The sequence below is a fragment of the Aequorivita sp. KMM 9714 genome, from assembly GCF_011065475.1.
GTDB lineage: Bacteria > Bacteroidota > Bacteroidia > Flavobacteriales > Flavobacteriaceae > Aequorivita > Aequorivita sinensis.
Genome location: NZ_JAAGRO010000002.1, coordinates 98,396 through 124,756 on the forward strand (window position 1 = coordinate 98,396; position 26,361 = coordinate 124,756).

Below are 26,361 nucleotides of genomic sequence, written 5' to 3' on the forward strand. Positions count from 1 at the left end.
AGATTCTAATTATATCTGAATCTTATATTCGTGGTTTTTTTTATTAGTTGTTTTCCCCTTCAGTTTGGTCTTTTGCAAATAGCATCATATAAGCTTCACCTATATTATTAATTATATCATTTGCCATAACAGCTTCATATCCCATTTGATTTACAGCTAAATCTCCAGCAAAACCGTGCATATACACACCAAACACACATGATGTTAATGGATCATAACCCTGAGATAATAATCCTGTAATAACTCCGCTAAGCGCATCTCCACTACCTGCTGTAGCCATACCAGGATTCCCTGAGCTATTTAAATAAAGAGTATCACCAAAAATTGTAATTGAATAAGCTCCTTTTATTACAACTAAAACCTCGTGTTTAATTGAGAACTTTTTTACTTTCTCTATTTTATCGTAATCATCTTTCCACTTACCAACAAGCCTTTGTAATTCACCAGGGTGTGGCGTTAAAATTGAATTTTTAGGAAGCAGTTTAAGCAACTCTTTATTTTCGGAAATTAAATTTATAGCATCAGCATCTATCACCATTGGCGATTTATAATTTTTAAATAAGCTTTTTAATGCTTCAACTGTTTTATCATTTTTCCCGATTCCCATTCCAACTCCAATCGCAGAAGGTTTAAAGTTAACATTAATTTTACTTATAAATTCTTCTTCTATATCTGTAGCAACCATTGCTTCAGGCACTGTAGTTTGTAGAATAGAATATCCACATTTAGGAATAAAAGTAGTAACCATACCGGCTCCAATTCTAAATGTTGCAGCTGTTGAAATAGCAGCAGCTCCAATTTTGCCGTAACTTCCAGCAACGATCAACGCGTGACCATAAGTTCCTTTATGTGCAAATCGTTCACGATGTTTGTATAAGTTTTGTGCTTCAGGCTTAGAAATTATTTGTGCTAATGGCTTCGTATTTACAAGAAACTCTCTATCTAATCCAATATCTAATATGTCAAAACTAGGAGCAAATTGAGCTGTTTCAGGTAAAAAGAAAGCAAGCTTTGGAGTTTGAAATGTTAGCGTATGGTTTGCTCTTAAAACAGCATCTTCATCCTTTAGAGCTGCATTAGGAAAAAGACCACTTGGGATATCAATAGCTAATTTAAAAGCAGGACTAGAATTTAAATATTGAATTAATTTCTTTACCCATCCATCTGGACAACGGTTTAGACCAATTCCGAAAATAGCATCTACTATTATATCCTCAGGATCAATTTCTGGAAAATCATTTTCACCCTTCATTAAAATTGGCCAATCCTTGGTTACATTTTTAATTAAATCATAATTGTAAAGAAAGCTTTTAGAACGTTTATCGCTACAATTAACCACATACACTATAACATTATAGCCAGATTCAATCAATAATCTACCTAAAACCAAGCCATCCCCACCATTGTTACCAATTCCACAAAAAATACGTATTGGTACAGAAGCACCATTTAAACGTTCGTGTAACCAATTAAAAATTTGAGCGCCTGCGCGCTCCATTAATTCTTCGGTGGTAATTTGTTGTTGTTCTAAAGTAATTTTATCTGCTTCGTATAAATGTTCTGCGGAGAATATTTTCATATAATATTATAGTTTTCATCTTTAGTTTATAGGTACTTCTATGCCTTAAATATAATACCCAAAACCAGAGGAGGTCAAGTTTTCTTCAAATATAATATCATTATTTCTATTGTTGAAAGAACGTTTATAACTAATTGAGAAATGCATCAGTATAGACTTGTTATTTTATAACTTTAAGAAAAACACATTATGGAAACTCGTGATAGTTTACTGCTTTTAATGCGTCCAGAAATTTCTTCAGCTAAAGTCAACTCTCAAATGTCTGATGATGAATGTTTTCAAAACAAAACAATTAGACCAATTATCAAACTACAAGGCGATTTGTTACTAGCTGTATTTCGCAATTATGTTACCAAGCATAAAAATGTATTTTATGATCTCAACGTCGAAAAAAAACTAGAATACATTGATAAGTCCATCAATAAGGATATTAAGTTTCGAAACTCTCTAAAAGGAATTATTATCGGACAATTTACCTTAGATGAATATCAAAAATATATTCAAAATTCATCCGCTTTGAATAAGCGAATGATGGATATTGTGAAGGAAAGGATAAAAAGCAATATTCAATTATTAGAATTTGAATATGCTTAAATAATTAATCTAGTATAATAAAAAAGCGCTTCATTTTGATTTGAAGCGCTTTGAATAATATTTTATACAACTTTGTGCTGCCTAATAATTAAGCATGCTCCATCATTCGTTTCGATTTTCTATATAAATAGTTTGGATAAATTGTTCGCTTAGCAAAACGGTTTAATTTGTCGCTATTTACCATTTTTATATAGATTGATCTAGTAACTCCAAAGAATTCATAAGTACTACCATCTAAGTAAGTAATTTCTAAAAGCATTCCTTTGTGTTGAAAATCAGCGATTCCAGCATTTGTAACTGTTTCGGTAAATTCTTCTAGGTTTGCAGCTTTAGTTTCTGGTGCTATACTTACTAAAAAATGATACCCGTCGATAATTTTACGGGAATTTAACTCTGCTTCTTCACGTAGTGGATCACCTTCTTGAAATTTATCTGGGTGCCACTCTTTTACTAGATTGCGGTAACTAGTTTTTAAAGCCTTTAATTCTATCTCTTTTTCAACTCCAAAGAGTTTTTTGTATTCGTTTATGCGTTTCATATGCTCGCTATTTTTGCGGCCGCGAAAGTACGTCTTAATATCTTATAATTAGCATTTTATAAAACTTCATTTTATAAATCTATAATTGAGATGAAAAGTCTAAGGTTAAAACCTATAAACTAAAGGATATAAATTCTTACTTTTTTCTTTTTAAGTCGGCTGTTGTTTAATTTATTAACTAAATCATCCGCTAGCTCTAAGGGCACAGCTACAAAGGCACAGTCTTGTTTTAATTCAATATTCCCCAACTGTTCTTGACTTATATTTCCTTGCTTTATAAATAGGCCCGCAATATCGCCTTTAGATATTTTGTCTTTTCTTCCTCCTGAAATAAAAAGCGTTTCCAGTTGCTGTTGAACTTGTGAGGTAACTCTAGGGATTTCTATTGGATCTGTTTTTTCAATAAAATCAGGTAAAAGCTGATTTTTCCATTTTAGCACATAAGCTGTTCCCTTCTCATTAACTCTAGCCGTTCTACCGTTTCTGTGCGTAAACTCAACAGCGGAATGCGGAAGCTCATAATGTATAATGTATTTTAACTCTGGAATGTCAATTCCTCTAGCAGCAAGATCGGTAGATACCAGTATCTGACTAGTTCCATTTCTAAATTTTATAAGTGCTCTTTCTCTATCCTTTTGTTCCATTCCCCCTGAAAAACAAGTATGGCTTACCCTATTATCATTAAGAAAATCACTAACCATATCGATACTTTCGCGAAAGTTGCAAAAGATAATTCCTGGCTGATTCCCCAAATACTTTACAAGATTCAATAAGGTTTGAAGCTTATTTTTTTCCTCAGAAACCACTGTTTTAATCGACAGCTTTGGATCTGAAGTTTCAGTTAAAAAATCCAAAACAATTGGATTGGTTAAATTCACAAACTTTGGAACTCCAACTCCTTGTGTTGCAGATGTTAGAATACGTTTACTTACATTGTTTAATTCACTTAAAATTTCACTCATTTCACTTTCAAATCCTATCTCAAGAGACTTGTCGTACTCATCTAAAACTAAAGTATTTATACTTGCTTTAGAAAAGCGATCATCGTCAAAATGATCTAAAATTCTACCAGGTGTACCAATTAATATTGCAGGGGTATGTTTGAGTTCTATTTTATCTTTACTCTTCGACCTGCCTCCGTAAACTGCATTTACTTTAAAGCCTGAACCCATATTTCTGACTACCTGCTCAATTTGAATAGCCAATTCTCTTGTAGGAACCACAATTAATGCTTGAACTTCTGGATTATCTACATTTAAACTATCTAAAATAGGCAATAAGAAAGCCAATGTTTTCCCTGTACCCGTTGGGGATAAGAGTATTGTATTTGAATTGTTATTTATTGTTTCAATAGCTTTCTCCTGCATAGGATTTAAAGCTGAAATGTTCAGCTTTGCCAGAATATCCTGTTGGTCTTTTATCTCGTTTGCCATTATTTCTTTTTCTTCTTTTTCTTTGTTGGTGCTTCTTCCTTTGGAGCTGTAATAGTAGTTTGAGCTAGTTGATGAGCAAGAATTTTATCAATTAATTCCTCTTTGGTCAAATGATGAAATACAGTGCCTATTTTCTCTCTAAACTCAGGTGATATTGTTCGATTTGGTTTTGTTTTAAAAATTTTCTTAGCCCATAGTAAAGTGTTGTTTTCTTCAGTGCTTTGGGCGTCAGGCTTTTTCATTTCGTTAAAAACAATTCCTAATTCTTCTTCAAACTCAGGAATTTCAAACACTTCTTCTTGTTGTAAAATAGTAACTGAAAGCCCCTTTGCTCCCGCTCTAGCTGTTCTACCACTTCTGTGAACGTAAGTTTCATAAGTATCGGGTAAGTGATAATTTACAACGTAACTAATTTCTTTTACATCAAGTCCTCTTGCCGCAAGATCTGTTGCAACAAGTATATCGATATGACCTTCTCTAAACTGCCCCATTACTCGATCGCGAATAGGTTGTGAAAGACTTCCGTGTATAGCTCCTGACGAAAATTTATTTATAGCTAAATTCTTTGCTAGTTTATTTACAGCAGCTTTAGTTTTACAAAATATAATTCCTCGTTCTCCTTCTTTCGAGCTTAAAAAGTGGAGCAGAATATCAAGCTTTTCTATAGGTTCTACTACTAAAAACTGATGCTCTATACCTTGATGTCCCACGGTTTCCATATCCGCCTCAATATGAACTACGTTTTTGTTCATATAGTTTTGAACTAACTGTTTTATAGTTCCAGGCATAGTAGCAGTAAACAATAACGTTCTTCTATTCTTTGGAATTTCCTGAATGATTAAATCCAAATCGGTTTTAAGTGCACTTACCATCTCATCCGCTTCATCTAAAACTAAATACGAAGTATTTTTTAGATCAATGGCTTTTCTATTTATTAAGTCTACCAAACGTCCTGGAGTGGCAACTACAATATGGGTTGGGTTTTTTAAACGCTCTATCTGAGGTTTTATAGGAATACCACCACATACTGAGGCAATACTAATTTCAGGGCTATGCGGGCTAAAAGAAACTAAATTAGTGTGTATTTGTTGACCTAGTTCTCGTGTAGGTGCAAGAATGGCTACTTGAATATTATTTTTTTTGAAATCTATAAGTTGCAAAAGAGGTAAACCAAATGCAGCAGTTTTTCCAGTCCCCGTTTTTGCTAGTGCAACAACGTCTTTATCTTGACTCAAGATTAATGGGATTGTTTTTTGTTGAATATCTGTTGGTACAGTAATATTTAATTCGGCTAGACTTTGTTGTAGTGTAGAATTTATTCCTAAATCGGAAAATGTATTGGGCATATAATTATTTTCGGCAAAGATACTTAGGGTTTTCTTGGTAAGAGGTAATTCTTGCAGTAAGTTAACAGTTTAATAGTGAATTACTCTATTTTACAGAGAACCTTTCAAACGCAACTTTCTTTATTCCACAGTCAGTCTCAAAATAGTTAATTGGGTTAAACCCAAATTTATAATAGAGTTCTACTGCAGGTTTGTTTTTAGCAGCTGTTTCTACTTTAAATGAATAGAATTTATAATTATCAAGTACAAAATCCAATAACGCTCCGGCAATCCCTAGTCTAAAAAAATTTGGATGAACCACTAAGCTATTGATGTCAATAAAGTTTTCTAAAAGTTCTAATTCAATAACTCCAGCTAACTTTTCATTTTTAAAGTACCCGAAAAATAAATTCTCACTGTTTTGATAACTTCCTAAAGTTCGTTTTAAAGGAGGAAAATCATTTACTTTTATAAGTTCTGCCTCAACGGCATAAGAGTGGTGAAAAATATTTTGAATTAGACCAGCTACCTCTAAATTATTGTTATTTAATCTCTTTATCATTTATAAAGTTAGTTAAATTCTAACATCTAAATGCTTCAATTTTTTGAAACGTACTGTAAAAGAGACTTCAGAATCTACTCTCAATCCTTTTTAAAATACTTATCGCGTAACCAGAATGAGACACGAACTAATAATATTAATACAGGTACTTCTACTAAGGGGCCAATAACCCCTGCAAAAGCTTGTCCTGAATTCAAACCGAAAACCGCTATGGCAACTGCAATAGCCAATTCAAAATTATTTCCAGCTGCAGTAAAAGCTACTGAAGCAGTCTTGTCATAACTTGCTCCTAATGCTCTAGCAAAGAAAAATGAAATGATAAACATTAATGAAAAATACAATAATAAGGGAACAGCTATAATAAGTACATCCATCGGTATTTCTACAATTAATTCACCTTTTAATGAGAACATAACTACAATTGTAAATAATAAAGCAATTAGTGTAATTGGTGAAATTGTGGGTATATATTTTTTTGAATACCATTCTTCACCTTTTGCTTTTACCAAGATAAGTCGGCTTAAAATCCCTAAAACAAATGGAATTCCAAGATAAATTGCTACACTTTCGGCTATTGTTGCTATTGAAATATCTACGATTGCGCCTTCAAATCCAAAATATGGAGGTAGAATAGTTATAAATATCCAAGCGTAAAAACTATAAGCAAACACTTGAAAAATACTGTTTAAAGCGACTAATCCTGCTCCATATTCACTACTACCTTCTGCAAGATCATTCCAAACTAAAACCATTGCAATACAGCGAGCCAAACCAATCAAAATAACTCCTACCATATATTCGGGATAATCTCTTAAAAAAGTAATGGCAAGAAAGAACATCAGAACGGGAGCGATAATCCAATTCAGAAATAAAGATATAGACAGAATTTTAGTGTCCTTAAATACCTTCGGGAGCAATGCGTAGTTCACTTTTGCTAAAGGTGGATACATCATCAATATTAAACCTATGGCAATAGGAATATTAGTGGTTCCACTACTAAATGAATTAATAATATCTGGAAATGATGGGAAAAAGTAACCCAATCCAACACCAAATGCCATAGCTACGAATATCCACAGCGTTAGGTTTCTGTCTAAAAAACTCATTTTTTTTGATGCCATTCCTTTATAATTTTATTTGAGTGAAAATGTAGAATAATTCAGTCGCAATTTGCAAACTCCTTTCTCTGTATTTCTCAGTTGCTAGTGGGGTGTTATCATACGCTTTAGGGTCCTCAAAAGTAACTGGGATTCGAGTTTCTGCACCTGACACAAACGGACAAGCTTCGTTAGCAGAGTCGCAAGTCATAATTGCTGCAAATTTAGATTTCGGATTGAAATCATCTTCCAATGTTTTCGAAAAACCTATTATTGGATGATGATTATCTCCGTACTTAATACCATAAATAGGATTCTCGCCTTCTGATATTACACGAACTTGAAAACCTGAAGTTTTTAATGTTTCTACTACCTTAGGGAAAAGTGCTGTGGCTTCAGTTCCCGCTGAGTAACTGAACAATTTATTTACGTTAAAATAACACGCAATTGCTTGCGCCCAAATTTGAGCAAAATGGCTTCTGCGTGAATTATGGGTGCAGATAAAATTAAGACGGATACTTTCATTATTTGAAACTTTTAATTGAATATAATCAACTAAAGGTTGTAAACTTATTTTTCGCTCTTCACTGATATTAGCTGTATTTAAAGAGCTAATTGTTTTTGCAATTTCTGAAAATAACACCGATTTGCTTATCATTTTTTGAATTAAGGTAATAGTTTAAAACAGAATTTACTTTACCTAAGTAGTAGCTCGTTTTTCTATTTACTTTTACATCGCAATATTACGATTAATAAATAAGTGAGAAAAGAAATTTTTAAAGTTTAGTGAATTTTATTTGAATGTAATGTAGCCTGAATGAGGTTGAAGAAAGATTTCTTCTTAAGTTTTAGAGCGTTATGTTTTTGGCTTTAAGATTTCTTATCCCCTCATAAACGACTATTCCCACTGCATTAGCAAGATTTAAACTTCGAATATGTGGGCTGTAAATTGGTATATTATAAAGTAAATCCTGATTTTCTGAAATAACCCTTTCAGGTAAACCTGTTGATTCTTTTCCAAAAATCAAGAACATATCATCTTTAAAATCAATCTCGCAGTAGTCTTTTGTTCCGTGACTAGAAAAATAAACAAAGTTTTTACCCTTATTTTTTGAATAAAAGTCATCGATACTTTCATAAATATGAACGGTGATATGCTTCCAATAATCAAGTCCAGCTCTTTTTAAACGCTTATCGTCTATTTCAAATCCAAATGGTTTTACTAAATGTAAATTTGACCCAGAACCCAAGCTCAATCGTCCAATATTACCAGTATTTGTAGGTATTTCAGGTTCAAATAAAACAATGTTAAATCCCATTTTTTAAGTTACTTTAGATAATTAAAGTGTAAAAATAGGTTTACTAGACGATTTATAATTATTTGAAGAAACTATTTTTATCTACCTACACAAATTTCTATTGTATCAGGATTATTTTGTGAATTCGAATTGAATATTTTTAGGCATAATATGAAGTGCTTGAAAGTCTTGAATAACTTTAATTTGATGCCAAACGTTTTGCGGTATGATTAAACTATCACCCTGTTTTAAATAATGTTCCTTTTCTGAAAAATTAATGATACACTCCCCTTTTCTTACCACCACAACCGATTCGTCTGTTGCTTGATGTTTAGGTAATAGTTGCCCACCCTTTGCAGACATCTGCTTAATTATAAATTTTTCACCTTCTTCAACTAATTTTACTAATGGATTACTTACATTCGACATAACGCCTTGAATTTTAAAGAAATAATATTCCTTAAAGATAATTAATTGAAACTGCTTCAGCTAAAATTTCTTGTATCTGAAAAGTATTGTACAACAATCAAATAAAATGGTATAAGCACGTATCAATTATTACAACTTAAAATAACTTATAAAGAGTTGTAACAATAACCCCTGGACTGTCCTTTAATTGAATAGCTAATAATTGCTTTTCATCCATTACTTTCATGTTAAATGGAGGCAGTAATAAGTTAATCCCACTCTGTTTTTTTAGCCTAATTCCCTGTCCTGATATTATATCTTTGTTAGGAATGAATTCTCCATCGGGTAGATGTTCTGTTAAAATAACATATTGATAAGCGCCTAGCTTACTTACTATTTGTTGTACTTCGGAATTCGATAAATGCTGAAGTACTTGCCTAAGCAACACACAATCACCTAAAGGTAAATTATCAACGGCAACATCTAAGCAATAAAATTCTAAGTTTTCTGCTTTAAAAAGTGATTTGTTACGTTGAATTAACGCTTCAACAATATCTACTCCTATATATTTTTCAGTGTGTTTATATAATTCTTTCCCTATATTAAAATCACCGCAACCTAAATCACAAACTGTGATAGGTGCTTCAAAAGTATTTAGAAAAGAAGTTACCACATCAATATATGGATTTACTAAATCTGGGTGATGTGAACCTTCACCTGAATAAAAATCAGTGTCATTATCTCCCCAAAGCTTCTTTTCATATACCTGCGTCATCGCTGCTTTGGTGGGCCATGGCTTTTTTATTTTCTTATTTTCTTTCTTCAAAATAGATAAGTTAATTCAACATATTACTTTTTCAAACTCCAATTTAATCTATAAAATTTGATTTGTAAGCAGTTCGTAGTTTCTATATAAAAATTTAAAAAAGTTTAGCCTACACGATAAAAAGAAACGCCATCAACAAAATTATCAATGTTAACTTACATTGCATTTAATTTTTATTGATGGCGCTTATAGCGGTCCTAATTCTGAAATTAAAGTCGATACTTATATAGTCTCGCTATTTAAAATTTAATCAGAGTAATTATTTTTTAATAAACTTTTTTGTTACAGGACCATTCTGAGTGTCTAACTGCAATAAATAAATTCCATTTTGTAAATGATTTACATCAATTTGGTTTGTGAATTCATTGAATTGCTCTAGTTTTTTTCCTGAAATATCAAAAATTGTAAGGCTATTTGCTACCTCTAATCCACTCAAGTTTAAAACACTTTCCACTGGATTAGGATAAATGCTCCATGAAGTAGCACTCACATCTTGTACACCAAGAGGGGAATAGTTTATTGAAATATCGTCGAAAAATGCACTACCTGAAAAATTGTCGTGTGCAAATCTTAAATCATCAATATTGTACAATAATGCACCTTCGTGTTTAAGCTCTCCATTCAAGTAGTAAGATACTACTTCTCCCTCTCCAGAAATTGCAATATCATACCAAGTATCTTCTTGCCAGTTTCCAATTTCTGTAACGATGAATTCATTTCCTGCATTCTCTAGTACTAGGATTCTTCCGTCGTAAAAGAAATAAATTTCTAAAACTAATTTTTCGTCAACAATACTACCACATTCTAATGCAAAAACAGATGAGTTTGCACCCGGAGGATTTGCTACATTTATGCTATAGCTCATAGAAAAATTTGTTCTATCTAAAGGTGTATCTAAAGTGCGAAAAGCTCCCATAATAGGTAGAGGTTGAGCTGCTGCTTGCGGATCGTGATTAATCTTTAAAGATCTTTCTCCAATTTTCGCCAATTCATCTGTAATTACCTGTAGTTCGGTTCTTTCACCATTTCCAAGTCCTGTAGTTGTCCATCCTTGCTGTCCGTCAATATTACCTAAAGTATAACCCTCTTCAGCTTCAAAAGAAATGTACTGCTGAGCGTTAATTAACGAGACGTTGAGAATAGATACTAATACTAATAAAGTGTAAATTTTTTTCATAATATTTTTTTTTGATTTAGGTAACAAACTTAATATTTTTCAATTTGCTCTTAAAATTGTTAGAAGGGTTATTTTACCATTTAACAGTATTCAAATAAGTTCGTATTATTAAAGTTTTATGTTACTAGATTAAAAGTTTGATTTAGATAATAAGATGTGTAAATAAGTCTTTATTTCCATTTAGATATTGATAGGTATATTTTTTAGAATTTAGTTTTTCTTCAATGCGTAATAAATCTTTCTTATTTTGCAATTCAATTCCTACTACCACTGGTCCAGTTTCCTTATTGTTTTTTTTCGAATATTGAAAATAGGCTATATCATCATTAGGGCCTAAAATATGATTCATAAATTCTCTTAAAGCTCCTGGGCGTTGTGGAAATTGTAATAGGAAATAATGCTTTAAGCCTTCATATAATAGTGAACGCTCCTTTATTTCTTCGGTTCTTGTAATGTCGTTATTGCTACCGCTTATCACACAAACTACATTTTTCCCTTTAATTTTATCTTTATAAAAATCAAGAGCAGAAATAGTTAATGCACCAGCAGGTTCTACGATTATAGCCTCTTCATTGTACAGTCGTAATATAGTTGTGCAAATTTTCCCTTCAGGAACAAGGATAATATCGTTTAAAGTGTCTTTGCAAATTTCAAAAGTTTTATCGCCTACACGTTTAACCGAAGCCCCATCAACAAATTTATCTATTTCTTCTAGGGTTGTATTCGTGTTTTTTTCAATAGAATTTTTCATAGAAGGAGCTCCAGCAGGTTCTACTCCTATAATTTTTGTTTGCGGACTCAACTTTTTAAAAACTGTGCTTACACCAGCAGCTAGTCCTCCTCCACCAATTGGTAGAAATAAATAATCTATAGCATTTTCTGAGTCATCTAATAATTCTAAACCAATAGTCCCCTGCCCTGCCATTACTTTTTCATCATCGAATGGATGAATAAAAATCGCACCATTTTTATCACAAAAACGACTAGCTTCCTCAAATGATTCATCAAAAGTGTCGCCTTTTAATACTATGGTAACTTTATCTTTTCCAAAGAGTTTTACTTGTTTAGTTTTTTGAAGTGGCGTTGTTACGGGCATAAAAATCGTCGCGCTTATATTTAATTTATTACAAGCATAAGCAACTCCCTGTGCATGGTTTCCAGCACTTGCACAAACTACTCCTTTTGACTTTTCATTTTCTGCTAACGAAACTATTTTGTTGTATGCACCTCTCAATTTATACGAGCGCACGGGTTGCAAATCTTCTCGTTTTAAGAAAACCTGAGCGGAAAATTCCTCGCTCAAGTTTTCATTTTTCATTAATGGGGTGTGAACCGCAACGTTTTTTATACGTTCTCTAGCTTCGTATATTTTTTCTAATAGTTCCATTATTGTTTTGGTCTTAATTTTCTTACTTCTAATCCGGTTTGCCACAACTCGCTGTTTTTCATCACGTTTAATTCTTCTTCCAATTTTGTACGATAATCAGGTTTGCTATTGGCTTCAATAACTATCTCAGCTTCTTTACCTGAAACAACACTATCATATAATTCATTTAAAACTGGTTCTGTAGCATCACGGAATTTTCCTTTCCAATCTAAAGCCCCGCGTTGCGCGGTAGTTGAGCAATTTGCGAACATCCAATCCATTCCGTTATCAGCGATTAGGGGCATTAAACTTTGAGTGAATTCTTCTACTGTTTCATTAAAAGCTTCACTAGGGGAATGTCCGCGCTGGCGAAGAACATTATATTGTGCTTCAAAAATTCCAGCAACAGCTCCCATAAGAACTCCGCGCTCTCCAGTTAGGTCGCTATAAACTTCTTTCTGAAAAGTTGTTTCAAATAAATACCCAGAACCAATTGCAATTCCTAAAGCTAAAGCTCGCTCCTTCGCGTTTCCTGTTGCATCTTGAAATACCGCATAACTAGAGTTTAAGCCCTGCCCGTTTAAAAACAAACTTCTAAGTGAGGTTCCAGAACCTTTTGGTGCGACTAAAACTACATCCACATCTTTCGGTGATACTATGCCCGTTTTCTCGTGAAATGTTACACCAAATCCGTGAGAAAAATATAACGCTTTCCCTTTAGTTAAGTGTTTTTTCATCCCTTCCCAAGCTTGAATTTGTCCAGCATCAGAAAGTAAATTCATTACAACAGTTGCCTTTTCACAAGCTTCTTCTACTTCAAATAATGTTTTTCCTTCTTCCCAGCCATCTGCTAATGCTTTTTTCCAACTTCCAGTACCTTTACGTTGACCTACAATTACATTTACGCCATTGTCTTTTAAATTTAGTGCTTGTCCTGGACCTTGTACCCCATAACCAATTACCGCTACCGTTTCGTTTTTTAATATTTCTTGTGCTTTATTAAGTGGAAACTCATCCCTTTTTACTACGTTTTCTTGTACTCCTCCAAAATTTATTGTTGCCATTTTTTCTGTATTTGTTATTCGTTATTTGTTATTTGTGTCTCCTCGAGCGCGGTTTAAAGGCTCGACCAGACATCTATTAATCTGTTTATAATTTGTGATTTGATTCTTCTAATTCTTTTAGATATGTACTAAACTCTTTCATCGGTTTAGTAACCGCCACTCTTCCAGAGCGTGCAAACTCAAGTACTCCATAAGGTTTCAGGTTTTCGAATAGCAATTGAGTTTCTGCTACGTGCCCAGTTTTTTCGATAACCATAAATTGTGGATCAACGGTTAGTATTCTAGCATGATGTTCTCGGATTACTTTTTCAACATCACCATTGGTTAAGCTTGCTGTTTTAATTTTGTACAAGGCAATTTCTTGATGTACTACTTCCGAATCTTCGTGTACAAAGGCTTTAAACACATCGATTAATTTTTCCAGCTGCCCGATAACTTTATCTACCTGCTCTCTAGTTGTTCTTAAAACTATGGTATATCTAAACACTCCTTTCACCTCCGATTCTGAAGCTGTTATACTATCGATGTTTAAATGTCTACGCGTAAAGATTATCGTGACGCGATTCATCATCCCGATACTATTCTCTGTAAATACTGATACTGTATATGTTTTTTCCATTTCTTTTTAGTTTAATCGCACTTCTGAAACTGAGGCACCAGTGGTCATCATTGGGAAGACATTTTCTTCCTTTGCGACCATTACTTCCAATAAGTAAGATCCGTTGTGATTCAGCATTTTTAATAATCCATTTTTTAAATCCTCTCTGGCTTCAACTTTACTCGCTGCAATACTATAAGCCTGAGAAAGTGCTACAAAGTCCGGACTTACCATATTTGTGAATGAATAGCGTTTTTCAAAAAACATCTGTTGCCATTGACGCACCATTCCTAAGAAACGATTGTTTAAAATGATGACTTTTAGATTGACATCACTTTGCATAATGGTACCTAATTCTTGCAACGTCATTTGAAAGCCACCATCCCCGATAATCGCTACCACAGGTTTATCCGGCGCGCCGAATTTTGCTCCTATAGCCGCGGGAAGTGCAAAGCCCATAGTCCCTAATCCACCAGATGTTACGTTGCTTTTAGTTTTGTTGTATTGGTAATACCTAGCCGTCATCATTTGATGTTGCCCGACATCGGTAACTACTACTGCTTCTCCGTTGGTTAGTTCAGAAAGCATTTTAACCACTTCATCCATTTTCAATTCTTCTGAATGAAGTTCTTTAGCACTTTCCTGAAGAGTTTCAACTTCTATTTTTTTAGCATCTCTAAACTCTTGTAACCAAAAGGTATGTTGCTTTGCGTCAACTAAATCAGTTAAAATTCTTAAGGCTTCTTTTGCATCGGAATGTACAGCCACATCCGCTTTAATTATTTTGTTTAATTCGGCAGCATCGATGTCTACATGAACTACTTTTGCTTGCTTGGCATACCTTGAAACATCACCAGTAACTCTGTCGTCGAAACGCATTCCGATAGCAACTAGCACATCGCATTCATTTGTTTTAATATTAGGAGCGTAATCTCCGTGCATTCCTAAAAATCCAACGTATTGGGGGTGGTTATTAGGAAATGCTCCTAGCCCCAAAAGTGTGGATGCCACTGGGATTCCAGACTTTTCAGCAAACTCCAGCAACTCTTCTTCTGCATTAGAAAGCATTATCCCTTGACCAATAAGTAAATAAGGTTTTTTGGCTTCATTTATTAGTTTTGCGGCTTCTTCAACAACCGACTTATTTAACTTAGGTCTTGGATAATAACTACGGATATTTGTGCATTTTTTATAATCGAAGTCTGTTTCGCTAAACTGCGCATCCTTGGTTATATCTATTAATACAGGACCAGGACGGCCAGATTGAGCGATATAAAATGCTTTGGCAATTGCCGCAGGAATGTCTTCGGCTTTATTTACTTGGCAATTCCATTTGGTTATTGGCATAGAAATACCCACTACATCAGTTTCTTGAAAAGCATCCGTTCCCAAAAGATGTGAAGCCACTTGTCCTGTAATACAAACCAAAGGAGTTGAGTCTATCATTGCATCGGCTAAACCTGTGATTAAATTGGTCGCTCCAGGTCCAGAAGTTGCGAAAACCACACCTGTTTTCCCTGAGGTTCTCGCGTATCCTTGTGCTGCATGAATCGCGCCTTGTTCGTGACGCACCAAAATATGATTCACTGTACTTTCATAATCATACAAAGCATCATATATCGGCATTATGGCTCCTCCTGGATAACCGAAAATTGTATCAACTTGCTCGGCTAATAACGATTCTACTACAGCCTGCGCACCTGTTAATTTTGTTAAGTTCATTTTCCTTTTTTTAGTAATTATTTATCCGTTACACATCCTGTTGAAGCACATGAAACACATTTGGCATATTTGTATAAAACTCCTTTAGTTGCTTTGAGGTTTGGACGTTTCCATTCTTCCTTTCGTTTGGATAACTCCTCTTCACTTACTTTTAAATGAAGGGTATTATTTTTTGTATCAATAGTGATAGTGTCTCCATTCTTAACCAAAGCAATAGTTCCTCCGTCATAGGCTTCAGGGGTTATATGGCCAACTACAAATCCATGTGTGCCCCCTGAAAATCTTCCATCGGTAATTAATGCCACATCTTTTCCTAATCCTGCACCCATAATAGCGGAAGTTGGTTTTAACATCTCGGGCATACCAGGACCACCTTTTGGTCCGCAAAAACGGATTACTACTACATTGCCAGTTTTTACTTCTCCCGTTTTTATACCTGTAATAGCTGCATATTCATCGTCATAAACTTTGGCTGTACCTTCAAAATAATCCCCTTCATTCCCACTGATTTTTGCCACTGATCCTTTTGAAGCGAGATTTCCAAAAAGAATTTGTAAGTGTCCCGTAGGTTTTAATGGATTAGTTAAAGAATGAAAAACATCCTGACCTGAAGTTAAATCTGAAATATCTGCTAGGTTTTCAGCAACTGTTTTTCCTGTAACCGTCAAGCAATCGCCGTGTAGTAAATTATTGTTGAGTAAGTACTTCATTACTGCTGGTACACCACCTACAGCGTGTAAATCCTCCATTAAATATTTCCCACTTGGTTTTAAATCAGCTAAAACTGGAACTTTATCACTTATTCTCTGAAAATCATTTAAGGTTAGTTCGATATCTACTGAATGTGCCATAGCTATCAAATGAAGAACTGCATTGGTAGATCCGCCGAGCACAGTAACCATTGTTATTGCATTTTCGAATGCTTTTTTGGTCATTATGTCCTTTGGTTTTATGTCCTTTTCTAGTAAAATTCTAATTGCTTTTCCCGCATCTAAGCACTCTTGGTTTTTTTCTTCACTTAAAGCAGGGTTTGATGAACTATAGGGCAAACTCATTCCCAAAGCTTCGATAGCCGACGCCATAGTATTGGCAGTGTACATCCCGCCACATGCACCAGCTCCTGGACATGCATTTTGTATTACACCTTTAAAGTCTTCTGGAGTTATGGTATTATTGAATTTCTTTCCTAATGCTTCAAATGCTGAAACTATATTTAAAGTTTCGCCCTTCCATTTCCCTGAATGAATACTTCCGCCATAAATCATTATAGATGGACGATTCAACCTTCCCATTGCCATAACAGAACCTGGCATATTTTTATCACAACCTACAACAGCTAAGACTGCGTCGTACCATTGTGCACTCACCACAGTTTCTATTGAATCTGCAATAACATCTCGTGAAACCAAAGAGAATCGCATCCCGTCTGTCCCGTTTGAAATTCCATCACTTACGCCAATAGTATTGAAAATCAAACCGACTAAATTCTCTGCTTTAACTCCAAATTTCACGGCTTTTGCAAGATCGTTTAGATGCATATTGCAAGTATTACCCTCATACCCAGTACTTACAATCCCTACTTGAGCTTTTTGCATATCTTCCTCAGTAAGTCCGATACCGTAGAGCATTGCTTGTGCAGCAGGTTGTGACTCGTCTTGCGTTATGGTTTTGCTGTATTTGTTAAGTGTATTCATTAGTAAACTGAACTTAAAGTTTTATGAGATTTCCTTACCAATTTTGAATAGGCTTCTTGTAATTTTTTACCAAGTGAATCATTCCAATTCAGTGGAAATTCTCTCTCATCAACCGAAGCAATTCCTATTACTTCAGCTGCAGTTCCACAATAAAAAGCACTATCTGCTTCAGCCAATACTTCAGGAGTAAAGAGACCTAATTTTACTTCCATTCCTAGTTTTTCTGCTAATTCCAATACGGTTGCACGTGTAATTCCTGGAAGAATATTTCCTAATTGAGGGGTGTATAACACACCATCTTTTTCGAAGAATAAATTTGCTCCTGGTCCTTCAGCTAAGTAACCATCGCTATCTAATAATAATGCCTCATCAAAACCTTTGTCTTTTGCTTCGTTGGTTGCAAGAATTGAGTTTACGTAATGTCCGCAAACTTTAGCATCAATTTTTATAGATCGTGGATGCGGACGACAATAAGAAGATACTGATAAACGTAATTGTTTATCTCCTAAATAAGCTCCCCACTCCCAAGCGCAGATCATAACTGAAACTTTATTAGGTCTAGAGAGTGACATATTTGGATCACAAAAAACTAATGGTCGAACATAAGCATCAGTTAAATTATTTTTTTCTAATAATTCGTAAGTGGCATCTATTAAATCCTGAACTTCATAATTAAAAGGAATATTGATTAGTTCTGCTGAATTTTTTAATCGGTCATAATGCTCTTTTGCTTTGAAAATACTTGTGCCATCTGTTGTGGCATATGCACGAATACCTTCAAAAACACCATAACCATAGTGCATTGTTTGACTGTATAAGTCGGTTGAAGCTTCATTGGCTTTTACGAATTGTCCATCTAGATAAATAACTGTGTTTTCGTTGTAATACATTTTATGTGATTTTTAATTTTAATTTTTGGTGAAAAAAAAAGCCTTTCTCAAAGTGAATGAGAAAGGCTTAAAATTGGATATACCAGCCAGACTCACTCAAGGGAGCGAATAATAATGCTGATAATAATAATGTTAGTGTATTTTTTCATGATTCGAATTTGTGTTAAATAAAAAAAGCCTTTCTCAACCGAATGAGAAAGGCTTAAAATTGGATATACCAGCCTGACTCACTCGAAGGAGCGAATAATAATGCTGATAATAATAATGTTAGTATTTGTTGTCATTTAATAATCTTAGTAATAAAAAAAGCCTCCTGATTTCTCGGGAGGCTTTTTTTTAATATATTGAGTATATACTATAACCTTCCCGTTGCAGATGTGATAATCACATTTACAATAATAATAGAAGAAATAATATTTAGATTGTTCATAGTTGCTTTTTATTGCGTGACAAATGTAGATAAATATTTTAGTACTCAAAATTTATTTTTTAAAAAACATTTTTTGAACCTTAAAAGACAACCATTTAAAAATGTTTTAAACAAAAAAAGGAGACCATATAAATGATCTCCTTTTGTACTTTTACTATTCTATCTGTTAAGACAGTATATAAAATTTAGTCTAAAACTTCTACGTTAATAGCGTTTAAACCTTTTCTTCCTTCTTGTGTATCGAAAGAAACTTTATCGTTTTCTCTAATTTCGTGAGTTAAACCTGAATTGTGAACGAAAATTTCTTCACCTGATTCTAATGTAATAAATCCGAATCCTTTAATCTCGTCGAAAAATTTTACTGTACCTTCTTGCATTTTAATTTAATTTTAAATTGTTATTAATTTTTACAATAAACATCCTGTATAAAACTTGTGTTAACTAAAATGCACTCTGCACTTTGGATAAGTAAACACTATTAAAAAGTAATTGTAAAAATTTAATTGGAAAGAAGAGTAAAAACTCGAAATATACTAATTGCACTAAATACTAAAACTATGTAGGTGTTTTATTGAGCTGCAAATATACATCCCTTTTCCACACCCACCTAATTATTTATCAATTATATTTATTTATTTTGATTTATTCGATAAATATTTGTTATAATATTCGAGCTAACGTACTGAATATAGTACTTTACACCTTATATGTTTTTTTATTCATTTATAGTATAATGGAGGCGAAAATCAAAAATTGATACTTAATTCTCGCTTAAGGCGATTATTTTAAAGTTTAATTTATCATCTTCTAACAAGGTATATTCAAAAATAGCCTTCCCGTACACGTGACCATCTTCAAAATCTGCAATTATCCATTTGTCTCCTAAGAGTTGGATGTTATTATAGTGCATGGTCCCTCCTAATACTGCATCCATTGGAATTAGATCTTTATTTTCCCTAAGCGCCTGTTTAATATATTTTCCAGGATCCTCTACACCTAGTTCTAAAAGTTTTCTCGAATCCGTTTCTGGATAGTACCACTGTGGAGAATCAGTATTTTCAGTAACATCTTTTTTCGCTGTTAGAACTTCTATTAATGAGTCATTTTGAATCTGTAAGCTGTCAATTCGATTATGTAAAATCGTATCAGAACTTCTATTATTATTACATGCTATTAGAGTTAATAGCAGATACGGTAATACTATTATTTTCGACTTCATTATATGTTTGAGTTATTTAAAAAAGATTAAACTTTATATCAAAAGAAACCTTTATTGATTTCGAACTAATTTACGAGGAAATAAACTCTCAAATGATTCTTTTGAAAAGTTTTAACAAAAGAATTAACTGACTCACTATTCCAAAAAATATGCAATCTTAATGACAGTGTTTACAATGAAGTTGAATATAACTTTTAAATAAATTATGAATTACTAATGATATAAATAATTAACTGGGCTTTATACTTGCAATGAAAAGTTGATAGCGTTAACGATAATCCTATTAAACTAACGATTCATTTAAGTATTTATTCGCCTGAAGAAGGATGTAAAAATTTAAAATTCTAAAAGCTATTAATTAATATCAAAATAGTTATAACTACATAAAGATCAATAGGGATATTCCTACAATTAAAATAATATTTGTTATCAAAAATGAAATCAAGTAAAGTTCTAATTTATCATCCTTAATCCATTTTAAAACAAGTAAAATTACACTTGCAATTCCCGTCATAAATGAGATGGTTATAAATGTTGTTAGTAAGTTGATTTCTCTATAAGTATCAGTTAAGAAATGATTACCACGAAGTCTAAAATCTAAAAGTAAATTCAAAGTGATTATTAATACAAATAATGTAAGTAGGTGAAAGAGGGTTTTAAGGATTTTTACTGGCAATATGTGTGAATTTATTTAATATTACTTTCTAAATATAGCCTTTTTATTTTTTAGATTTCTAATTTATTTTTTTAGAAAATCCTGAGGTTTTCATTGTTATAAAAAGTATTCAATAAACACTTAATTTACCTTTATATTGAATTAATAGATTAAGAAACACCCCCACTTCGCACTCATTATCAACAGGTAGAGATTATAATTTACAATGATGCACTCTGTTCTATTTATATCGGTTCTAAATTATTATATTTGCACTTCGAAAAAATTTTTTATGAAAAAATTACTTTTAGCAGTAGCAACTATTTCCTTACTAGTTGCCTGTGGAAACGACAACAAAAAGAATGAAAATTCTGCAACAAAAGAATCTTCAAAAAATCAAGTTGTTAATGTTTACACTCACCGTCATTATGAACCGGACCAAGATATCTTCAGAATGTTTGAGGAAAAAACGGGCATTAAGGTAAAGGTGATTAATGCAAGTGCAGATGAGTTAATTCAGAAAATGAAGATGGAAGGAAAACAATCTCCTGCTGATGTATTAATAACTGTGGATGCAGGGAGATTAAGTCGTGCTAAAGGGGAAGGTTTGCTTCAGAGTATTAATTCTGATATATTAGAAAATACAATACCATCGCATTTACAAGATGTCGATAATCAGTGGTTCGGGCTAACGAAAAGAGCTAGAATTATTGCTTACGCCAAAGATAGAGTGAAACCAGAAGATCTTTCTACCTACGAAGATTTAGTAAATGAAAAATGGAAAGGAAAAATATTGGTTAGATCTTCATCTAACATTTACAACCAGTCTTTATTGGCATCTATAATTGCTAATAACGGTGAAGAAGCAGCAAAAACTTGGGCTGAAGGAATTGTTGCAAATATGGCTCGTTCTCCAAAAGGATCAGATAGAGATCAAGTAAAAGCTGTGGTGGCTGGTGAAGGTGATTTGGCTATAGTAAACTCATATTATATTGGTAAAATGCTAAACTCTCCTGATGCAGAAGAAGTTAAAACAGCAGAACAAATTGGTTTGTTTTTTCCAAATCAAGGTGATAGAGGAACTCATATAAACGTAAGCGGAGCGGGAGTTGCTAAATATGCCCCAAATAAAGAAAATGCAATTAAGTTTATCGAGTTTTTAATTAGCCAGGAAGCGCAACAAGTGTTTACTGAGGCAAATTATGAATATCCAGTGTTAGATAGCGTAGAGCCTGTTAATGATATTAAGGCTTGGGGAGATTTTAAAGAAGATAATTTAAGCCTAAACAAACTAGGTGAAAATAACAAAAAAGCAGTATTGATTTTTGATGCAGCAGGGTGGAAATAATAACGAAGCTTTCTCTTTAAAAACGAGAATTAAAAGGCTAAAAAGAGATGTAAACAAGTGGTCAGTATTTACACTGGCCATTGTTTTTTTCTTAGCCTTACCCATTATATTCATTGGTGTAGAGCTATTTTCTGGTCCTGGAGAAACTTGGGGACATATAGTAGAATACCTTTTACCTGACTATATATGGAACTCTTTGTATCTCGTATTTATTTGTAGTATTCTCGTTTTGATTTTTGGAGTTTCGTCAGCGTGGTTTGTATCACGTTACGATTTTCTTTTCCGAAAGCAAATGGAATGGCTACTTATTCTACCATTGGCTATTCCTTCCTACATTGTGGGTTATGCTTACGCTGGAATTTTCGACTATGGTGGAAGTATGGACTTATTATTCCGCCAACTTGGCTTGGAGTTTATTCGTATCGATATCATGAATAGAGCTGGGCTTGCATTTGTATTAAGTATTTCATTGTTTCCGTATGTTTACGTAAGCGCAAGAGCTTTTTTCTTAAACCAAGCTAACAACCTGCTAGAAGCTTCTAAAATGTTAGGGGTTGGAGAGCGTAAAACATTTTTCAAATTAATGCTACCCCTCGCCCGCCCTGCTATAGTTGCTGGTTTGGTTTTGGTATTAATGGAGGTGCTCAATGATTATGGGGCAGCCAAATACTATGGTGTAAATACTTTTACTACTGGAATATTTAGATCTTGGTTTTCATTGGAAGAACCACAGACAGCAGTGTATTTATCGGCTTTATTAATCTGTTTTATTTTCGCATTAATCCTTTTTGAAAAATGGCAGGTAAGAAAGATAAAGTTTACATCTTCAAAAACTAATAGCACTCAAATTCAGCGAAACGAAGCTAAAGGAGCAGTGCAGTGGATGATTTTTTTAGTTGTATTTCTTCCTATCTTTTTAGGTTTTATTTTACCTGTAGCACAATTGATATATTGGGCAGTTATTACAGCGTCTACCGTATTTGACATGGAATTCGTTATGATTTCACTTCAAAGCTTTGCTATTGCTATCGCCTCGGCTATAATAACTGTTTTATTTGCTCTAATTCTTATTTATTTTTCAAAATGGAGTACGCTTAGTACAATTAAAAATATTTCTAGAATTGGAGTTTTAGGCTATGCTATTCCAGGTGCGGTAATTGCTATAGGAATAATGATTCCAACATTAGCTTTAGATAAATGGTTAATTAATATGTTGAGCAACTTCGGAATAGATACAGGACTAATCATCAACGGGACATTGCTTGCATTACTATACGCATATGCAGTTCGTTTTTTAGCCGTTGCCTATAATCCGATAGATTCAACAGCGTTAAAGGTTGATAATTCTATTCCAGATTCATCAAAAGTTTTAGGAGTTGGAAACATAAGAACCTTTTTTAAAATTGATTTTCCTTTGATAAAGACGGGAGTGTTTAGTGCTGTAATATTGGTTTTTATAGATGTAATGAAAGAGTTACCTTTAACATTAATACTAAAACCCTATCATATAGACACTTTAGCCGTAAAAGCTTTTGAATATGCTAGTGATGAGATGGTGATGGAGGCCTCTATCCCTTCTCTTTTCATTATCTTTACAGCTATGATTCCTGTGATATTTTTAAATAAATTATTGATTAAAAAATAAACATGCTAACAATAAACTCTCTTTCCAAAAGCTTTGACAAGGGTAAAACTTACGCCCTTGAGAATGTGTCTTTCAATTTGAAAGCTGGACAAGTATGTGCCATAGTTGGAGAGAGCGGAAGTGGAAAAACTACTTTAGTGCGTTTAATTGCAGGTCTTGAAAGACCAGATCACGGGAGTATTGCGATGAATGATAAAATCATTGCTTCTCTTGATAAATTTGTACAGCCGGAAAAAAGAAAAATTGGATTGGTTTTCCAAGAATACGCGCTTTTTCCACACCTAACAATCTTGGATAATGTTTTATACGGAATTTCCAAAGTAAAAAATAAAAAGAAGAAAGCACAAGAGATGCTTGATTTGGTCGGTTTAAGTGATATGGGAAAACGTTACCCACATCAATTATCTGGTGGACAACAGCAGCGTGTTGCTTTAGCAAGAGCACTGGCGCCAGAACCTTCGTTGTTAATATTAGACGAGCCTTTTAGTAATCTTGATACCATGTTGCGTACTCAACTGAGAAACGAGGTTTTCGAAATTATTAAAAAGACAGAAGTCACTGTGTTGTTCGTTACCCACGATACTCAAGATGCCCTTTCAGTTGCAGATGAAATTTTAATTCTTCAAAAAGGAAAAGTAATTCAAAAGGATGTAGCGGCAAATCTATATGTTAAGCCAAATACCTTATATGTAGCTTCATTATTTGGAAGTACTGTACATATCAATAAAAATTTACAGAATGCTTTCCGTTGTCCTTTAAAACAAAATTGCTGTCACGCAATTCGCAACGAGAAAATTATAGTAAGCCCCTCCTCTGCTGAAGCCGATTGTGAATACATTACAGCGGCCCAAGTGATTAAAAAAATTCAATTAGGTGATTCTACACAATTAGTTTTAAAACTTGAATCTGGGGAGCAATTAACTGTAATGACACAAGATAAAAATATTGCAGATACTATTTATGTAGGATTTAATTCTAAAGATATTTTAGAATTTGAGCAGGAGTAATTATTTTTACTCTACAAGTTTAAGTCTATTACTTTTAAATTCCGATTTCGGGGTTTCTCATAGAATCTCTTAATCGAATTTGTAAAACACAAAAACGGTCTGAGAAAAACTCAAACCGTTTTTTATTTATACTCTAGAAGAGAATTTTATTTAATTCTTAAAAACAGTTTCACCGTCTTTAGTTAATTCCAATTTTTCACCTTTTCCTCTTAATTCGTAAGTGTCGTTTTTATACCAAATTCCAGATGCTGCTTTCTCAGCAACTAGGTCGATTTGTTCTCCACCATTAAGGTAAGCTTTAGCCGTTCCTTCGGTATTGTTGAAGGTTAGATCTAGTGTTTGGCCTTTATCATCCTTTAATGAAGATTGTACGATATCATCTTGGTGTTCGAAAACAATCTCATCCCCTTTTTTTAATTGGATATCATTCCCCTTTCCTCTTAATTCGTAAGTGTCGTTTTTATACCAAATTCCAGATGCTGATTTCTCCTGTTGCAAATCGATCGTCTCTCCATCAAAAACAAGAGTTGCCGTTCCTTTTGTATTATTAAATACAATTTCTAATTCCTCACCATCTTTGTTTACAGTAGTCGTTGTAACAAAATCATCCGAAACTTGCTCAACGGTTTCTTTTACTTCAGCGTTTTCCTGTTGAGGCGCGTCTTTACAAGAGATTAAAGCTAGTGCTGAAAGCATGGTGATTGTTAAAATATTCTTTGTCATTTTTTAATTTAGTTTTTAAAATTAAGTTTTATTTCTGCCCATATAGTTTGCAAATACTCTGCCAAAACCATACAATTCCATAATGTATTTTTTATAAAATAAAAAACGGTCAGAGTTTGAAACCTGACCGTTTAAGTTAACTTAATTAGAGTGTAATCTATTTATAATTTAAGCTTGTTTTGTAAATTGTACATCTACAACCATTTTTACTTTGTCAGAAACAACGATGCTTCCTGCTTCAGTAACAGCGCTCCACGTTAAATTGAAGTCTTTTCTGTTAATAGTACCTGTCATTTCAAATCCAGCTTTTGTTTGTCCGTAAGGATCTACAGCCACACCGTTTAATTCTGCATCCAAAACAACTTCTTTTGTGATATCTCTTATCGTTAAATCACCTACTAATTTATCACCATCGAATGATTTTGAAACGAATTTCATTTCAGGGAATTTTTCTGAGTTAAAGAAATCGTCGGATCTTAAATGTGCATCTCTATCCTTGTTTTTTGTGTTGATAGATGCTGTTTTTGCTGTAAATGTAAACTCTGCATTTTTAAAGTCGTCTCCATCCGTTTTTGCAGTTGCTTCAAAATCTTCGAAGTGTCCTGTTACGGTTGAAATCATCATGTGCTTTACTTTGAATGCTATTTCTGAATGTGCGTTGTCTAATGACCAATTTGTGTTCTTACTCATTTTGTTATGTTTTAAAATTATTAATTCGTTTTGGTTAATCTGTTTACTTTTTCGATATCCAGTTATCTAAAGAATACTTCCCTGCGCCAATTAATGCTATGGAAATATATATTGCTGCATAAAGAAGAGGTAGTTCTTGTCTACCAAAGCCATCATTAGCATGTACTATTAATGCTGCAACGAGCATGGTAATAGCTAATGGGATTGCTGCAAGTCTAGTACCTAATCCTATGATTAATAGAATAGCACATAATACCTCTGCAAAAACTGCTAGTGCTAGGGATGCCGATGCTCCCACACCTATAGGATCTCTGAATTGAATTGGTTCTCCACTAAAAAAAGCTTCAAACTTACCTAAACCATGTGTTAACATAAAAGCACCTCCTATCACTCGTAGTACTAATAACGCTATACTGATATTTGTATTAGTAACTCCTGAATTTAAAGATTTTTTTAGAATCGCTTGCATCTTT

At 33.5% G+C, this 26,361-nt stretch carries 27 protein-coding genes; 4 read left to right on the forward strand and 23 right to left on the reverse strand.

What is annotated here, in order from left to right:
• Window positions 1-43: 43 nt before the first annotated feature.
• A complete protein-coding gene (locus G3A46_RS06635) occupies window positions 44-1,579 on the reverse strand; it encodes an NAD(P)H-hydrate dehydratase (RefSeq protein ID WP_165147865.1) in 1,536 nt (511 codons plus the stop codon).
• Between the two features lie 189 nt (window positions 1,580-1,768).
• Here G3A46_RS06635 and G3A46_RS06640 point away from each other — a divergent pair, with 189 nt between their 5' ends.
• A complete protein-coding gene (locus tag G3A46_RS06640; RefSeq protein ID WP_165147867.1) occupies window positions 1,769-2,173 on the forward strand; it encodes a glyoxalase in 405 nt (134 codons plus the stop codon).
• Between the two features lie 88 nt (window positions 2,174-2,261).
• On the opposite strand, the gene G3A46_RS06645 is transcribed toward G3A46_RS06640, so the two are convergent.
• The 19 genes from G3A46_RS06645 to G3A46_RS06735 all read right to left on the reverse strand — a co-directional run bounded on the left by G3A46_RS06645 (window position 2,262) and on the right by G3A46_RS06735 (window position 20,433).
• Window positions 2,262-2,711, reverse strand: a complete 450-nt coding sequence (locus G3A46_RS06645) for a KTSC domain-containing protein (protein ID WP_165147869.1) — start codon at window positions 2,709-2,711, stop codon at window positions 2,262-2,264.
• A gap of 119 nt (window positions 2,712-2,830) precedes the next feature.
• Window positions 2,831-4,144: a DEAD/DEAH box helicase gene (locus G3A46_RS06650; RefSeq protein ID WP_165147871.1), complete on the reverse strand. Its 1,314-nt coding sequence runs from the start codon at window positions 4,142-4,144 to the stop codon at window positions 2,831-2,833.
• Window positions 4,144-5,490, reverse strand: a complete 1,347-nt coding sequence (locus G3A46_RS06655) for a DEAD/DEAH box helicase (RefSeq protein ID WP_165147873.1) — start codon at window positions 5,488-5,490, stop codon at window positions 4,144-4,146. The genes G3A46_RS06650 and G3A46_RS06655 overlap by 1 nt, the downstream gene beginning before the upstream one ends.
• Before the next feature lie 85 nt (window positions 5,491-5,575).
• The gene (locus G3A46_RS06660) at window positions 5,576-6,031 is read right to left on the reverse strand and encodes a GNAT family N-acetyltransferase (protein WP_165147876.1); all 456 of its coding nucleotides are present in this window, start codon (window positions 6,029-6,031) and stop codon (window positions 5,576-5,578) included.
• Between the two features lie 80 nt (window positions 6,032-6,111).
• Window positions 6,112-7,152 (reverse strand): ACR3 family arsenite efflux transporter, encoded by a 1,041-nt coding sequence (gene arsB, locus G3A46_RS06665; RefSeq protein WP_165147879.1) that lies wholly within the window; start codon window positions 7,150-7,152, stop codon window positions 6,112-6,114.
• Between the two features lie 4 nt (window positions 7,153-7,156).
• Entirely contained in the window at window positions 7,157-7,786 is a 630-nt protein-coding gene (locus tag G3A46_RS06670; protein WP_165147882.1) for a protein-tyrosine-phosphatase, read from the reverse strand.
• Between the two features lie 190 nt (window positions 7,787-7,976).
• Complete coding sequence (locus tag G3A46_RS06675) at window positions 7,977-8,447, reverse strand: tRNA (cytidine(34)-2'-O)-methyltransferase (protein ID WP_165147885.1); 471 nt, start codon at window positions 8,445-8,447, stop codon at window positions 7,977-7,979.
• 111 nt (window positions 8,448-8,558) lie between these two features.
• Entirely contained in the window at window positions 8,559-8,855 is a 297-nt protein-coding gene (locus G3A46_RS06680) for a cupin domain-containing protein (protein ID WP_165147887.1), read from the reverse strand.
• Between the two features lie 136 nt (window positions 8,856-8,991).
• On the reverse strand, window positions 8,992-9,663 hold the full coding sequence (locus G3A46_RS06685) for a class I SAM-dependent methyltransferase (RefSeq protein ID WP_241836874.1): 672 nt from the start codon (window positions 9,661-9,663) through the stop codon (window positions 8,992-8,994).
• Between the two features lie 256 nt (window positions 9,664-9,919).
• Window positions 9,920-10,837 (reverse strand): T9SS type A sorting domain-containing protein, encoded by a 918-nt coding sequence (locus G3A46_RS06690; protein WP_165147889.1) that lies wholly within the window; start codon window positions 10,835-10,837, stop codon window positions 9,920-9,922.
• Window positions 10,838-10,979: 142 nt separating this feature from the next.
• Window positions 10,980-12,224: a threonine ammonia-lyase IlvA gene (gene ilvA, locus G3A46_RS06695; protein WP_165147891.1), complete on the reverse strand. Its 1,245-nt coding sequence runs from the start codon at window positions 12,222-12,224 to the stop codon at window positions 10,980-10,982.
• Complete coding sequence (ilvC, locus tag G3A46_RS06700; RefSeq protein WP_165147894.1) at window positions 12,224-13,267, reverse strand: ketol-acid reductoisomerase; 1,044 nt, start codon at window positions 13,265-13,267, stop codon at window positions 12,224-12,226. Before ilvC ends, ilvA begins: the two co-directional genes overlap by 1 nt.
• A gap of 85 nt (window positions 13,268-13,352) precedes the next feature.
• Window positions 13,353-13,886, reverse strand: coding sequence for an acetolactate synthase small subunit (ilvN, locus tag G3A46_RS06705; RefSeq protein WP_165147897.1), 534 nt, complete (start codon window positions 13,884-13,886; stop codon window positions 13,353-13,355).
• Window positions 13,887-13,892: 6 nt separating this feature from the next.
• Window positions 13,893-15,587: a biosynthetic-type acetolactate synthase large subunit gene (gene ilvB, locus G3A46_RS06710; RefSeq protein ID WP_165147900.1), complete on the reverse strand. Its 1,695-nt coding sequence runs from the start codon at window positions 15,585-15,587 to the stop codon at window positions 13,893-13,895.
• A 17-nt stretch (window positions 15,588-15,604) separates the two neighbouring features.
• Complete coding sequence (ilvD, locus tag G3A46_RS06715) at window positions 15,605-17,281, reverse strand: dihydroxy-acid dehydratase (RefSeq protein WP_165147902.1); 1,677 nt, start codon at window positions 17,279-17,281, stop codon at window positions 15,605-15,607.
• On the reverse strand, window positions 17,281-18,171 hold the full coding sequence (locus G3A46_RS06720; RefSeq protein ID WP_165147905.1) for a branched-chain amino acid transaminase: 891 nt from the start codon (window positions 18,169-18,171) through the stop codon (window positions 17,281-17,283). The genes ilvD and G3A46_RS06720 overlap by 1 nt, the downstream gene beginning before the upstream one ends.
• Window positions 18,172-18,786: 615 nt before the next feature.
• Window positions 18,787-18,978 (reverse strand): cold shock domain-containing protein, encoded by a 192-nt coding sequence (locus G3A46_RS06725; RefSeq protein ID WP_139854717.1) that lies wholly within the window; start codon window positions 18,976-18,978, stop codon window positions 18,787-18,789.
• A 383-nt stretch (window positions 18,979-19,361) separates the two neighbouring features.
• A complete protein-coding gene (locus tag G3A46_RS06730; protein WP_165147908.1) occupies window positions 19,362-19,820 on the reverse strand; it encodes a hypothetical protein in 459 nt (152 codons plus the stop codon).
• A gap of 379 nt (window positions 19,821-20,199) precedes the next feature.
• Window positions 20,200-20,433 (reverse strand): hypothetical protein, encoded by a 234-nt coding sequence (locus G3A46_RS06735; RefSeq protein ID WP_165147911.1) that lies wholly within the window; start codon window positions 20,431-20,433, stop codon window positions 20,200-20,202.
• 334 nt (window positions 20,434-20,767) lie between these two features.
• On the opposite strand from G3A46_RS06735, the gene G3A46_RS06740 reads away from it, so the two are divergent.
• Genes G3A46_RS06740 through G3A46_RS06750 form a run of 3 tightly spaced genes read left to right on the forward strand, consistent with a single transcriptional unit; the run spans window position 20,768 to window position 24,475 of the window.
• On the forward strand, window positions 20,768-21,823 hold the full coding sequence (locus G3A46_RS06740; RefSeq protein WP_165147914.1) for a Fe(3+) ABC transporter substrate-binding protein: 1,056 nt from the start codon (window positions 20,768-20,770) through the stop codon (window positions 21,821-21,823).
• Window positions 21,804-23,468 carry an iron ABC transporter permease gene (locus G3A46_RS06745; protein ID WP_165148904.1) on the forward strand — a complete coding sequence of 555 codons (1,665 nt, stop codon included), beginning with the start codon at window positions 21,804-21,806 and terminating at the stop codon, window positions 23,466-23,468. The genes G3A46_RS06740 and G3A46_RS06745 overlap by 20 nt, the downstream gene beginning before the upstream one ends.
• 2 nt (window positions 23,469-23,470) lie before the next feature.
• Window positions 23,471-24,475, forward strand: coding sequence for an ABC transporter ATP-binding protein (locus tag G3A46_RS06750; RefSeq protein WP_165147917.1), 1,005 nt, complete (start codon window positions 23,471-23,473; stop codon window positions 24,473-24,475).
• A gap of 150 nt (window positions 24,476-24,625) precedes the next feature.
• Here G3A46_RS06750 and G3A46_RS06755 read toward each other — a convergent pair whose 3' ends face one another.
• The 3 genes from G3A46_RS06755 to G3A46_RS06765 all read right to left on the reverse strand — a co-directional run bounded on the left by G3A46_RS06755 (window position 24,626) and on the right by G3A46_RS06765 (window position 26,357).
• Window positions 24,626-25,198, reverse strand: coding sequence for an MliC family protein (locus tag G3A46_RS06755; RefSeq protein WP_165147920.1), 573 nt, complete (start codon window positions 25,196-25,198; stop codon window positions 24,626-24,628).
• Between the two features lie 168 nt (window positions 25,199-25,366).
• Window positions 25,367-25,888, reverse strand: a complete 522-nt coding sequence (locus G3A46_RS06760) for a YceI family protein (RefSeq protein WP_165147923.1) — start codon at window positions 25,886-25,888, stop codon at window positions 25,367-25,369.
• A gap of 43 nt (window positions 25,889-25,931) precedes the next feature.
• Window positions 25,932-26,357 (reverse strand): DoxX family protein, encoded by a 426-nt coding sequence (locus G3A46_RS06765; protein ID WP_165147926.1) that lies wholly within the window; start codon window positions 26,355-26,357, stop codon window positions 25,932-25,934.
• Window positions 26,358-26,361 lie beyond the last annotated feature (4 nt).